The 13013-nt window shown below is 64.0% G+C and carries 10 protein-coding genes and 1 pseudogene; 6 read left to right on the top strand and 5 right to left on the bottom strand.

Going from position 1 to position 13013, the window contains the following annotated elements; genetic code table 11:
- Positions 1–4: 4 nt before the first annotated feature.
- The gene (locus CGA22_RS25445; RefSeq protein ID WP_041020560.1) at positions 5–3118 is read right to left on the bottom strand and encodes a multidrug efflux RND transporter permease subunit; all 3114 of its coding nucleotides are present in this window, start codon (positions 3116–3118) and stop codon (positions 5–7) included.
- Positions 3115–4272, bottom strand: coding sequence for an efflux RND transporter periplasmic adaptor subunit (locus CGA22_RS25450; RefSeq protein ID WP_041020559.1), 1158 nt, complete (start codon positions 4270–4272; stop codon positions 3115–3117). Before CGA22_RS25450 ends, CGA22_RS25445 begins: the two co-directional genes overlap by 4 nt.
- 279 nt (positions 4273–4551) lie before the next feature.
- Between CGA22_RS25450 and CGA22_RS25455 the strand changes: the two genes are divergently transcribed.
- Positions 4552–4782: a hypothetical protein gene (locus CGA22_RS25455; protein ID WP_041020558.1), complete on the top strand. Its 231-nt coding sequence runs from the start codon at positions 4552–4554 to the stop codon at positions 4780–4782.
- Between the two features lie 30 nt (positions 4783–4812).
- Here CGA22_RS25455 and CGA22_RS25460 read toward each other — a convergent pair whose 3' ends face one another.
- Positions 4813–5781: a LysR family transcriptional regulator gene (locus tag CGA22_RS25460; RefSeq protein ID WP_041020557.1), complete on the bottom strand. Its 969-nt coding sequence runs from the start codon at positions 5779–5781 to the stop codon at positions 4813–4815.
- A gap of 330 nt (positions 5782–6111) precedes the next feature.
- On the opposite strand from CGA22_RS25460, the gene CGA22_RS25465 reads away from it, so the two are divergent.
- Genes CGA22_RS25465 through CGA22_RS25480 form a run of 4 tightly spaced genes read left to right on the top strand, consistent with a single transcriptional unit; the run spans position 6112 to position 10863 of the window.
- Positions 6112–7596 (top strand): efflux transporter outer membrane subunit, encoded by a 1485-nt coding sequence (locus CGA22_RS25465; protein WP_041020556.1) that lies wholly within the window; start codon positions 6112–6114, stop codon positions 7594–7596.
- 10 nt (positions 7597–7606) lie between these two features.
- Positions 7607–9799, top strand: coding sequence for an FUSC family protein (locus CGA22_RS25470; protein ID WP_041020555.1), 2193 nt, complete (start codon positions 7607–7609; stop codon positions 9797–9799).
- A complete protein-coding gene (locus CGA22_RS25475; protein WP_024780658.1) occupies positions 9789–9989 on the top strand; it encodes a DUF1656 domain-containing protein in 201 nt (66 codons plus the stop codon). Before CGA22_RS25470 ends, CGA22_RS25475 begins: the two co-directional genes overlap by 11 nt.
- Positions 9990–9999: 10 nt before the next feature.
- A complete protein-coding gene (locus tag CGA22_RS25480; protein ID WP_041020554.1) occupies positions 10000–10863 on the top strand; it encodes an HlyD family secretion protein in 864 nt (287 codons plus the stop codon).
- A 230-nt stretch (positions 10864–11093) separates the two neighbouring features.
- On the opposite strand, the gene CGA22_RS25485 is transcribed toward CGA22_RS25480, so the two are convergent.
- Together CGA22_RS25485 and CGA22_RS25490 are read right to left on the bottom strand one after the other, a co-directional pair.
- The gene (locus tag CGA22_RS25485) at positions 11094–11918 is read right to left on the bottom strand and encodes an SDR family oxidoreductase (RefSeq protein WP_041020553.1); all 825 of its coding nucleotides are present in this window, start codon (positions 11916–11918) and stop codon (positions 11094–11096) included.
- A gap of 39 nt (positions 11919–11957) precedes the next feature.
- A complete protein-coding gene (locus CGA22_RS25490; RefSeq protein WP_041020552.1) occupies positions 11958–12422 on the bottom strand; it encodes a hypothetical protein in 465 nt (154 codons plus the stop codon).
- Between the two features lie 166 nt (positions 12423–12588).
- On the opposite strand from CGA22_RS25490, the pseudogene CGA22_RS25495 reads away from it, so the two are divergent.
- Positions 12589–13013, top strand: a pseudogene (locus CGA22_RS25495) (RHS repeat protein); the annotation flags it as partial.

The following is a 13013-nucleotide window of genomic DNA, read 5'->3' on the forward strand; positions in this document are numbered from 1 at the left end:
CGCCTCAGTCTGTAGTCGCCAGCGCCGTAGCTGACGCAGGCCCGGAACGATGGGCGGGCCGATGGAACAACCGCTCGAGCCACAAGTATATGACCGGTGTGGTGAACAGCGTCAGCGCCTGGCTCACCAGCAGGCCGCCGACCACCGCAATGCCCAGGGGCTGGCGCAACTCCGCGCCGGGGCCATGGCCGAGCATCAGCGGCAGGGCGCCGAGCAGGGCGGCCAGGGTCGTCATGATGATCGGACGGAACCGGGTCATGCCCGCCTGGAAAATCGCTTCCTGCGGTGTCAGTCCGCCATTGCGCTGTGCGTCGAGGGCGAAATCGATCATCAGGATACCGTTCTTCTTGACGATCCCGATCAGCAGCACCAGCCCGATCAGCGCCATGATCGAAAAATCCTGGCCCAACAGCCACAGCATGATCAGGGCGCCGAGGCCGGCCGAAGGCAGGGTGGATATGATGGTCAGCGGATGCACGAAGCTCTCGTAGAGCACGCCGAGAATGATGTACACCGCCACCAGCGCGGCGAGGATCAGCCACGGCTGGCTTGCCAGGGAACTCTGGAACGCCTGCGCCGCACCCTGGAAGTTGCCGCTGATGGCGGCCGGCATGCCGATCTCGTTCTTCGCCTGGTCGAGCATGCGCACCGCGTCTCCCAGTGCCACGCCTGGCGCCAGGTTGAACGACAGGTTGGCGGCCGGGAACATGCCATCGTGGGCAATGGACAGCGGACCGTTGGCGGGTGGATCAAAGCGGGCCAGGGCCGAGAGCGGCACCATTTCCCCGCTCAGGGGCGAGCGTAGGTAGAAGTAGGCCAGGCTTTCGGCCTTGCCACGTTGCCGGGTGTCGAGTTCCAGGATCACGTTGTACTGGTTGGTCTCGGTCTGGAATTCGTTGATCTGCCGCTGGCCGAAGGCGTCGTACAGTGCCTGGTCGACATCGCTGGCGGTCAGGCCGAAGCGTGCCGCCGCGCTGCGGTCGATGTTGATGTGGGTAATGCTGCCGCCCAGTTGCAGGTCGTTGGAGATGTCTCGGAACGCCGGGTTACTGCGCAGTCTGTCGGTGAGTTTCTGTGCCCAGGTGTTGAGGGTTGGCCCGTCGTTGCTCTTGAGGACGTACTGATACTGGGCGCGACTGGGACCGGAGCTGAGGTTGATGTCCTGCCCGGCCCTGAGGTACAGCGCCACGCCAGGAATTTTCTGCAACTTGGGGCGGATCCGGTCGATGAAGCCGCTGGCGGTGACGTCACGCTCGCTTTGGGGCTTGAGGGCAATCCAGAAACGGCCGTTGGCGATGGTCTGGTTGCTGCCCGAGACGCCGACGGAGTGGGAGAACGTCTGCACCGCCGGGTCGGCGGCGACGATTTCGGCCAGGGCCTTGTGCTTGGCCACCATGTCGGGGAATGACACGTCGGCGGCCGCTTCGCTGGTGCCCAGTACCAGGCCGGTGTCCTGTACCGGGAAGAAGCCTTTGGGGATGAACACGTAGCCTGCCACCGCCAGTGCCAGGGTCAGGCCGAACACACCGATCATCAGCTTTTGATGGGCCAGTGCCTTGCGCAGGCCTTTTTCATAACCGCCCAGCAGTCGTTCGCCAAAGCTTGGACCTCGGTGGGCATGATGCACCGGTGCGCGCATGAACAGTGCCGCCAGCGTTGGCGCCAGGGTCAGGGACACCACCACGGAAATCAGGATTGTCGAGGTGGCGGTCAAGGCGAACTCCTTGAACAGTCGCCCCACCACGCCGCCCATGAACAGCAACGGGATGAACGCGGCAATCAGGGAGAAACTGATGGACACCACCGTGAAGCCGATTTCGCCGGCGCCCTTGATCGCCGCCTCGCGCATGCCGTCACCGGCCTCGAGATGCCGGTGGATGTTCTCCACCACCACAATCGCGTCATCCACCACGAAGCCCACCGAGATGACGATGGCCACCAGGGTCAGGTTGTTCAGGCTGAAGCCCATCACGTACATCAGGGCGAAGCTCGCGGTCAGGGACACCCCCAGCACCGCCGAGACGATCAGTGTCGCCGAGAGCTGGCGCAGGAACAGCGCCATGACCGCCACCACCAGCAGCACGGCGATCAGCAGGGTGATCTCCACTTCATGCAGCGAGGCGCGGATGGTCTGGGTACGGTCGATCAGCACCTTGACCTGTACCGCAGCAGGCAGCATGGCTTCCAGGGTAGGCAGGGCCGCCTGGATGCGGTCGACGGTTTCGACGATGTTCGCCCCCGGTTGGCGGAAGATCACCAGGTTGAGCCCCGGCTCGTTGTCGGACCAGGCCTGGACGTAGGCGTTTTCCGAGCCATTGATCACCTTGGCGATGTCTTTGAGGTGCACCGGCGCGCCCTCCTTGTAGGACACGATCAGGTCGCCGTAATCCTCGGGCTGGAACAATTGATCGTTGGTGGACAAGGTCGAGATGCTCGAATCGCCGTACAGGGCGCCCTTGGCCAGGTTGAGGCTGGCCTGCTGGAGTGTCGTGCGGATGTCGGCCAGGGTCAGGCCGATGGCGGCAAGGCGGTCGGCGGAGGCCTGGACCCGGATCGCCGGGCGCTGTTGACCGGTGATGTTGACTTGTCCGACGCCGTCGATCTGGCTGATCTGACGGGCAAGCAGCGTTTCGACGTAGTCGCTCAGCTCGGTACCGGGCATCAGGCTGGAACTGATACTGAGGATCAGCACCGGGCTGTCGGCGGGATTGACCTTGCGCCAGGTGGGCAGGTTCGGCATGTCGCTGGGCAGTTTGCCGGCGGCGGTGTTGATGGCCGCCTGCACTTCCTGGGCGGCGGTGTCGATGCTCTTGTCGAGGCTGAATTGCAGGATCAGGTTGGTCGAGCCCAAGGCGCTGCTGGAGGTCATCTGCGTGATGCCGGGAATCGCGCTGAACTGCACTTCCAGTGGCGTCGCCACCGAGGAGGCCATGGTTTCGGGGCTGGCGCCGGGCAGCTGGGCGTTGACCTGGATCGTCGGGAATTCCGCCTCCGGCAAGGGGGCGACGGGCAGGCGAGGGAAGGCGATACTCCCCAGCAGTATCAGGGCGAACGTCAGCAGCACCGTAGCGACGGGGTGGTCGATGCACCACGCCGAAATCGAGCCGCGCCCCTTCATGGCTGCGGCTCCGTGGCCTTGGCGAGGACCGGTGGGGCAGTGAGCACCTGGACGCTGGCCCCCGGCCTGAGACGCGACTGGCCGTCACTCACCAATTGATCCCCGGCGTTCACCCCCTTGATGATGTTCATGCCGCTGTCCTGGTAAACCATTTCCACTGGCACGTTCTCGACCTTGTCACCCTTGATCCGGTATACGAAGTGCTGGTCCAGTCCACGCTGGACCACGGTCGGCGGCACTACCAGGGCACCCTTGTCGAGGGCTGTCTGGATCTTCAGCGTCACCAGTTGCCCGGGCCACAACCGTTGTCCGGCGTTGCTGAATTCGGCCTTGGCCCGCAGGGTGCCGGTGTTGGGATTGATCTGGTTGTCGATGAGGCTCAGCCGACCCTCGCCAAGCAGTTCTCCTGCCGTACCATCGGCGCCGATGTAGGCCTTGACCAGCGCCTGTTCGGGCGCGGCGGTCAACCGTTGCAAGGTGGGCAGCATCTGCTGGGGCAGGGAAAACTCCACCGCAATCGGGTCGATCTGGGTCACGGTGAACAGGCCTTCGGTGTCGCTGGTGCGCAGGAAGTTGCCTTCGTCCACGTTGCGGATGCCAACGCGGCCGGTCACCGGGGAACGGATCTGGGTGTAGGACAGCTGCACCTGGGCGGCATCGATGGCCGCCTGGTTGCCCTGGGCGGTGGCCTTGAGCTGATTGACCAGGGCCTGTTGCTGATCGTAGGTCTGCTTCGAGACGCCATCGTCGACACTCAGCAATTTGTAACGCTTGAGATTGACCTGGGCCACCGCCAGTTGCGCCTGGCTCTCGCCAAGCTGGGCCCGGGCCTGGTCGAGGCTGGCGCGAATGGAGCGGTCGTCGATGGTCGCCAGCAGGTCACCCTTGCTCACCTGTTGCCCTTCCTTGACCAGAAGTCGGGTGAGAATGCCGTCGATCTGCGGACGGATGACCACGCTGTGCAGTGACAGCACCGTGCCGATGCCGCTGGCGAAGCGCGGCACATCCTTTTGCTCCACGCTGACGACCCGTACCGGAACGGCGGCAGGCGCACCGGGTTTGGCGGCGATGGGTTTCATGACGAACCAGAGGACGAGGGCCGCCAGGGCGATCAATAGCGCGACGAGCAGGACGGTTTTTTTCTGGATGTGCATGGATGTGGGAAGCCGGTCCGGGACGAAGGGATTTACAGGACTCTTATATAGCGTTGCGAGACGGTCAGGAAGGTGACGGCTAACTGACAGGCTTGTCAGTTTCGTCCTGAATCGCTGTCGGACGGATGTCAGGTTGAATCTGCCCGATACGTTGCGGCAGCGGCCGGGTATACTGGCGCCCGTCGCGCCTCCCTCCAGGCCCGACGTGCACACCGTGTGGCAAGGGAGAAAGCTCCCTCGCCACGGATTGATGGCCTACCTTGAGCGAACGGCATTGACATGACTTCCCCGAACGGCGAACCGGCCGACCTGCCTGACGGCGATGTTTCCAGCGCCGAGAGCGGCAAAGCGGCGATCCCGGCCTTCAAATTTCCTTTCAAGCCCGGTGAACTGGCCACGGCCAAAGGGGCGGGACAATTGCCGTGGTACAAGAATGGCGTGAAAGATGGTCACGCCAAGTCCCCCGGCGCCGCACCTCCCGGCACCCGTCGTTCGATGGGCAAGCGCTGAGGAGCGTTCCTCGATGCAGGAGCAGCGATTTCAATTCGCGGCTCGCGCGCCCGTCAGACTTCCGCTCAACTCATACGCCGTCAGCTCGGCCTGGTGCGCTGTCAGGATTTCCGGCAGCGAACCTCGCAGGTACTCGACCCAGGTCTTGATCTTCGCATCCAGGTACTGGCGCGAAGGGTAGATGGCGTAGAGGTTCAATTCCTGGGAGCGGTAATTGGGCATCACCCGCACCAACGTGCCGTTGCGCAGGCCTTCGATGGCCGCGTAAACCGGCAATACGCCCACGCCCATGCCGCTGGTGATCGCGGTTTTCATCGCATCGGCGGAGTTCACCAGGAAGGGGGACTGGTTGATGGTGACCATTTCCTGGCCTTCCGGGCCGTCGAACACCCATTTCTCCAGCGGAATGACCGGGCTGACCAGGCGCAGGCAGGCGTGGTTGAGCAGCTCGCTGGGTTTCTGTGGGCAACCGTTGGCCTTCACGTAGGCAGGTGAAGCACAGACGATGCTGTAGGTGATGCCCAGGCGTTGGGAAACGAAACCCGAATCCGGCAATTCGCTGGCCAACACGATGGAGACGTCGTAACCCTCATCCAGGATGTCCGGCACACGGTTGGCCAGGGTCAGGTCGAAGGTCACGTCTGGATGGGTCTTGCGATAGCGGGCGATGGCGTCGATCACGAAATGCTGGCCGATACCGGTCATGGTATGGACCTTCAACTGCCCGGCCGGCCGGGCATGGGCGTCGCTGGCCTCGGCTTCGGCCTCCTCGACATAGGCCAGGATCTGCTCGCAACGCAACAGATAGCGTTTGCCGGCTTCGGTCAGGGCAATGCGGCGGGTGGTGCGGTTGAGCAGGCGGGTTTGCAGATGGGCTTCCAGATTGGAAACCGCACGCGAGACGTTGGCTGTCGTGGTATCGAGTTGCACGGCGGCGGCGGTGAAACTGCCGGCTTCGGCAACACAGCAGAACGCGCGCATGTTTTGCAGGGTGTCCATGAAGGGCTCTCTTGGGCGATGGCAAATTGTGACACGAAGTTACGGCGCTACGGGATCCGACTTACGGATTATCGCGTTTACGGTAACAAAGATTCGCAGAAAGATCGGCTTATCGCCGTTTGGATCGGTGCCTAGAATTGCCGGCGTTGAAGGGGTGGGCCATCTGGCACGGACCTCATGTGGGAGCGAGCCTGCTCGCGAAAGCGTTGGGTCAGTTGTCTGCGATAGGGCGGGTGCCGCCGCCTTCGCGAGCAGGCTCGCTCCCACAGGTTGCGTAACCGGCATGCTCGCTCATTACCTTGTTGTCCCTTTCCCAGGAATCTTGCGCAAGTGCCGCGTTGCATCAGCAGAGAGCTGAAGACTCTCAGTGTTTGGGCTTTATCGTTGACCCTCAGCGCTTGCATCGGGACGGGAGGGATCGCACCCCAGGGCGAGGTGTTGTCAGCCGATCGGCTGGCCACCGATGAAGCGATCCGCGAGGCCGCCCGCGATGCCCACTGGCCCAGCCGCCAGTGGTGGAAAGCTTATGGCGACCCGCAACTGGACCGCTGGATCGACCTGGCTGTGCAGGACAGCCCGAGCCTGGCCATGGCCGCCGCCCGGGTGCGGCAGGCCAAGGCCATGGCCGGTGTTGCCGAAGCGGCGGAGTCGCCGCAGGTCAATGGCCGGGCGACCCTCAAGCGCCACAACTGGCCCACCGATCAGTTCTACGGTCCTGGCGAACTGGCCGACACCACCACCTGGGACAACGATGCCGGCCTGGGCCTGAGCTATGCCCTGGACCTGTGGGGGCGCGAGCGCAACGCCAGCGAGCGAGCAGTCGACCTGGCCCACGCCAGCGTCGCCGAGGCACGGCAGGCGCAGTTGGAGTTGCAGAACAACATCGTGCAGGCCTATATCCGGTTTGCGCTGCACTATGCCCAGCGCGATATCGTCGCCGCGACCCTGCGCCAGCAGGAACAGATTCTCGACCTGGCGCAAAAGCGTCTCGACGGTGGCATCGGCACTCATTTCGAAGTCAGCCAGGCCCAGGCACCGTTGCCCGAGACCCATCGTCAACTCGACGCCTTCGATGAAGCCATCGCCTTGAGTCGCAATCAACTGGCGGCACTGGCGGGCAAGGGACCGGGGGCGGGTACGGGCCTGTGGCGACCGGCCCTGGCCCTGGGTGCCCCCTTGAAGCTGCCGTCGGCGTTGCCCGCCGAATTGCTGGGGCAGCGACCGGATGTGGTTGCCGGACGCTGGCAAGTGGCGGCTCAGGCACGGGGTATCGATGTAGCCAGGGCGGGCTTCTATCCCAATGTGGATCTGGTGGGAAGCCTGGGCTACATGGCCACGGGCGGCGGTGCGCTGGAGTTCCTGACGGGCAAGAAGCTGACCTACAGCGTAGGGCCGGCCGTCACGCTGCCGATCTTCGACGGCGGGCGCCTGCGTTCGCAGTTGGGCGAGGCGGCGGCCGGCTATGACGCCGCGGTGGCGCATTACAACCAGACGCTGGTGAATGCGCTCAAGCACATTTCCGATCAACTGATCCGTCGCGAGTCCATGGACAAGCAACAAGCCTTCGCCGCCGAATCCGTGGCCGCCGCGCAACGTACCTACGACATTGCGCTGGTGGCGTTCCAGCGCGGGCTGACGGACTACCTCAATGTGCTCAACGCCCAGAGCCTGTTGTTCAAGCAACAACAGGTGCAGCAGCAGGTGGAGGCGGCGCGCCTCAGTGCCCATGCCGATCTGGTGACGGCTCTGGGCGGTGGGCTGGAGGCCGGCAGCGATGTGCCTGACACCGCCACGATGCCGAATTTCGCCCGATGAATACTTGCCCATGAGCCCTTTGATGCCCCCCGTACGCTGGCTCCACCGCCTCGAATGGCGCCGTGGTTTCTTCGACTGGGCCCGCAGCGATGGGGTGACCTGGGTCTATATCTTCAAGGTGCTGTTTGCCGCGTTCTTGACGTTGTGGCTGGCGATGCGCCTGGAGCTGCCCCAACCGCGCACGGCCATGATCACCGTGTTCATCGTCATGCAGCCACAGAGTGGCCAAGTGTTCGCCAAGAGCTTCTACCGCTTTCTCGGCACATTGGCCGGTTCGGCGGTGATGGTGGCGTTGATTGCGCTGTTCGCCCAGAACACCGAATGGTTTCTTGGCTGCCTGACTCTCTGGGTCGGTGTCTGCACGGCGGGCGCGGCGCGTTATCGCAACTTCCGGGCCTACGGTTTTGTGCTGGCCGGCTACACCGCGGCGATGATCGGCCTGCCGGCCCTGGCCCATCCGGAAGGGGCGTTCATGGCGGCGCTCTGGCGGGTCCTGGAGATTTCCCTGGGCATTCTCTGTGCCACCCTGGTCAGCGCCGCGATCCTGCCGCAAACCGCCAGCGCGGCCATGCGCAATGCCTTGTACCAGCGCTTTGGGGTGTTCGCACTGTTCGTCACCGATGGTTTGCGCGGGCGTAGCCAGCGCGATGCCTTCGAAGCCGCCAACGTGCGTTTTATTGCTGAAGCGGTGGGCCTGGAGAGCCTGCGCAGCGTGACGGTATTCGAAGACCCGCACATGCGTCGGCGCAACGGCCGGCTCAGTCGCCTGAACAGCGAGTTCATGGGCATCACCACGCGCTTCAATGCCTTGCACCAGTTGCTCCAGCGCTTGCGGGCCGGCGCCGTCGATCATGGGGTGGACGCGATCAAGCCCGGTCTGCAGAACCTCGCCGAATTGCTGGACGGCTTCAGCGCGCGGGCCTTGACCGATCGGGATGCGGCGCACCTGGCCCAGGCCCTGGCCTGCTACAAGGCTGACTTGCCGGCCCAGGTCCGCCAGTTGCGGGCGGTGTTCCTGGAGACAGGACCGAGCGATGCGCAGTTGCTGGACTTCCACACCGCCTACGAATTGCTCTATCGCTTCGTCGATGACCTGCACGGTTATGCCCTGACCCATGCGTCCCTGGCCGAGCACCGTCACGAGCGTGAGCGCTGGGACGAGCCGTTCGTGTCGCAGACCAATTGGCTGGCCGCCGCGGCTTCGGGGTTGCGCGCCGGCTTCATCCTGCTGGTGCTGGGCAGCTATTGGGTCGCCACGGCCTGGCCGAGCGGCGCGACCATGACGATGATCGCCGCCGCCACGGTGGGCTTGTCGGCCGCCACGCCGAACCCCAAGCGCATGGCCTTCCAGATGGCATGTGGCACGTTGCTCGGGGCGCTGGTGGGTTTCGTCGAGATGTTCTTCATCTTCCCATTGATCGACGGCTTCCCGTTGCTCTGCGTAATGCTGGCGCCGGTGATCATGTTCGGTTCGTTCCTCAGTTCGCGACCGCAATACGCCGGGGTCGGGCTGGGGTTGCTGATCTTCTTCTGCACGGGTTCGGTGCCCGACAACCTGACGGTGTACAACCCCTACACCTTCATCAACGATTACCTCGCGATGATCCTCGGCATGCTGGTGTGCGCCGCTGCCGGGGCGATCATCCTGCCGCCCAACAGCCGCTGGCTGTGGCGCCGGCTCGAACAGGACCTGCGCGAGCAAGTGGTGTTCGCCATCAGCGGCAGACTCAAGGGGCTGGCGTCGGGCTTCGAAAGCCGCACCCGCGACTTGTTGCATCAGGCCTACGGTTTGGCGGCGGGACAACCCGCCGTGCAGCGGGATCTTTTGCGCTGGATGTTCGTGGTACTGGAGGTCGGACACGGGATTATCGAGCTGCGCAAGGAGCAGGCGATCCTGCCGGTGCATCCGGCCTATGCCGAGAGCCAGCCGTGGCGTCAGGCGATTCGTGGGATGGGACGGGCCCTGGTGAGGCTTTTCCGCCAGCCGAGCCAGAGCAACCTGGAGCGTGCCCTGGCGGCGGTGGACCAAGCCATCGGCCGTGTGCAGGCCACCGATGAACCTTTCGCCCCGCATTTCGACACCTCGGCCCTGCGCCGGGTGAAGAGCTACCTGCATTTCATCCGCACTTCGCTGCTGGATCCGCAATCACCCGTGGCGGCCTTCGCCGCTGTGCCCTCCCAGGACCGTCAACATGCCCCGTGAAATCGCCTTCCACGGCGTGTACATGCCCACCCTGACCTTGATGTTTTTCCTCGCCGCGGCGTTGGCCTGGGCCCTGGATCGCTTCCTGTCGGGGCTGGACTTGTACCGCTTCTTCTGGCACCCGGCGCTGTTGCGCCTGAGTCTGTTTACCTGTCTGTTCGGTGCGCTGGCGCTGACGGTCTACCGTTGAGATCGATGCAATGAAAAAGTTTTTCAGTCTGCTTGCGACACTGCTGGTGCTGGCCCTCGCGCTGTGGATCGGTCGTGCGCTGTGGGTTCACTACATGAACACACCCTGGACCCGCGATGGTCGGGTACGCGCCGACATCATCAACGTCGCCGCCGACGTCAGTGGCGAGGTGGTGGACGTGCCGGTGCATGACAATCAGCAGGTGAAAAAGGGCGACCTGCTGATGCGCATCGATCCCGAGCATTACCGTATCGCGGTCAAGCAGGCGCAATCCCTGGTGGCATCGCGCAAGGCCACGTGGGAAATGCGCAAGGTCAATGCCCATCGGCGCGCGGACCTGGACAGCCTGGTGATTTCCCGGGAAAACCGCGACGACGCCAGCAACATCGCCGACTCGGCCCTGGCCGATTACCAGCAAGCCCAGGCGCAACTGGAGGCGGCCGAATTGAACCTGTCGCGCACTGAAGTCCGCGCGGCCGTGGATGGCTATGTCACCAACCTCAACGTGCACCGTGGCGACTATGCGCGCATCGGCGAGGCGAAGATGGCGGTGGTCGATATGAATTCGTTCTGGGTGTATGGCTTCTTCGAGGAAACCAAGCTGCCCAAGGTGCGGATCGGCGATTCGGCGCAGTTGCAGTTGATGAGTGGTGAGGTGCTGAAGGGGCATGTGGAAAGCATTTCCCGGGGGATCTATGACCGCGACAACCCGGTCAGTCGCGAGTTGATCGCCGACGTGAACCCGACGTTCAACTGGGTTCGCCTGGCCCAGCGGGTACCGGTAAGGATCCATCTCGACGAAGTGCCGGACGGCGTGCTGCTGGCAGCGGGGATGACCTGTACGGTGGTGGTCGAGCCCCGGGCCGGCAACTGAGGGTCTGAGAGCGCCATAAATCCCTGTGGGAGCGAGCCTGCTCGCGATAGCGGTGGCTCACTTGCAGATAAGGTTGCCAGTGCCGCCGTCATCGCGGGCAAGCCTTGCTCCCACAAGGCTTCCTGCATGTGCGAGAGACTTGTGTTCGCCGCCAATCCCTGTGGGAGCCGAGCTTGCTCGCGATAGCGGTGGGGCAGTTGTCGATGGACTCGCCGGTCATGCCATTTCGATCAGAGCGACCGACCCAACCCGAACCGCTTCATCAAGCCTTTCTCCAGCAACCCCTTGGGCAGCAATCCCGCCATCAACGGTAGCGCCCGGCTTCCGTTACCCAGGCGGAGGAGGCGGGGCGGCCTGGGTTGCCGCACGGCGTCGAGCAGACCGGCGGCGAATTCGCTGGCGGGGGTGGGGTTGTCCTGGGACGCCTTGGCCCGGGCGCGGATGCCGTCACGCAGGGGCCACCAGGGCGATTGTTCGTGGATCAGCTGTTCGGCTTCATGACTGGCGCTCTTCGCAAAGCTCGACGCGATGGCGCCGGGCTGCACCTCCATCACGCGGATACCGAAGGGCGCCAGTTCCATGCGCAGCGCATCGCTCAAGGCATGCACCGCGGCCTTCGAGGCGCAATAAGCGCCGGCAAACGGTGTCACCAGCACACCGGAGACACTGCCGATATTCACCACCAGCCCCTTGGCCCGGCGCAGCACCGGGAACAGTGCCCGGGTCACGCCGACGATGGCGAACACGTTGGTTTCGAACTGACGCTGCATCGCCGGTACGCCACCGTCCAGCAGTGGACCCATGGCGCCATAGCCGGCGTTGTTGATCAGCACGTCGAGGCCGCCGTGCTGTTGGTTGATCCGTTCGCTCAATTGCTCCAGGGCCGGGCCATCGTTCACGTCCAGTTGCACCGCGGTGAACCCGGCGGCGCTGAGTTGGGCAACGTCTTCAGCTTTGCGGGCACTGGCCCAGACCTGATACCCGGCGACCTTGAATGCATCGGCGAGGGCGCGGCCGATGCCGCTGGAACATCCGGTAATCAACGCAACGGGCATGGCGCGTTCCTTGTGCAGAAAAAGTCGGAGGGAAAGCAATCAGTCGGAGAAACTACCCTGCAATCGCTCGGCGCGAAACTCCAGGGTCTGCGGGCGGTAGCCGGGTCGCAGGGATGGCAGCGGCAGGCAATCCTGCCAGTCCTTGCCCGCCTGCAACTGGCCAGGTCCCCGGTAGCGCGGCGCGCTGTAGGGCGTGTCGGCCAGATTGATGGTATCGCCGGGGGCATAGGCCGCGATTCGCCAGCGCAGCTCAACCAAGGGGACGTCGTTGCCGTTGTTCATGCTCAGCAACAGCGGGCGATCGGCGGGGCAGCGTTCGGGGGCGTAGGTAATGCGCAGTTCCAGGCGCGCCAGTTGCCGGGTTTCACGGTTTTCCTGCCAGACCACCCAGGCGGCGACCAGCCCCAAGCCGACGAATGCGGCCAGTGACACCGGCAGCGCCTTGGCCGGATAGCGCAGCAGCAGGACCAGCCAGGTAATGACCAGCAAGACGCCGATAAGCATGTTCGAAGCCTCCGATACCGTCGCTCCATCCTACCGAAGGGGACGGGCCATGGATATCTCATCCATCTGCTCCATCGGTCGTCACTGTCATCTCTGACAGTAGCCACCAGGGGTTGCCCCTTGTTAGATGTCGGCCAGATCGCACGACTCTCAGGAGGTCCAAGGCATGAGCATGGATCACGGTACACCGAGGTTGATTGCGGTGGATCCCAGGTCCTTTCCGGTCCGTTCGGTCGATTACTGTCGTGCGCTGGAGCGTGAGCCCGCGCAATCGCGGGTCAATCGCAGCCTTTTCGACCTGGCCGGCCGCGCGGTCAAGCAATGGGATCCGCGATTGTGGGACTTGCAACAGGACGATGGGGCGACCCCGGCCAATCTTTCGACGGTGTATGCGCTGTCCGGTGACGTGCTGCTGGCGAGCAGTGTCGATGCGGGTTGGCAGCTCGACCTGCCTGGGCTCGCCAGTGAAAGCCGGCAGGGCTGGGATGGCCGGGGCACGCAGCGCGACGTGGCCTTCGACGACTTGCTCCGTCCGGTGGCGGTGTTCGAGCAAGGTCGCGGACAACCGCGCACCTGTGTCGAGCGTATGCA

It is taken from the genome of Pseudomonas sp. PSB18, assembly GCF_014596565.1.
Lineage (GTDB): Bacteria > Pseudomonadota > Gammaproteobacteria > Pseudomonadales > Pseudomonadaceae > Aquipseudomonas.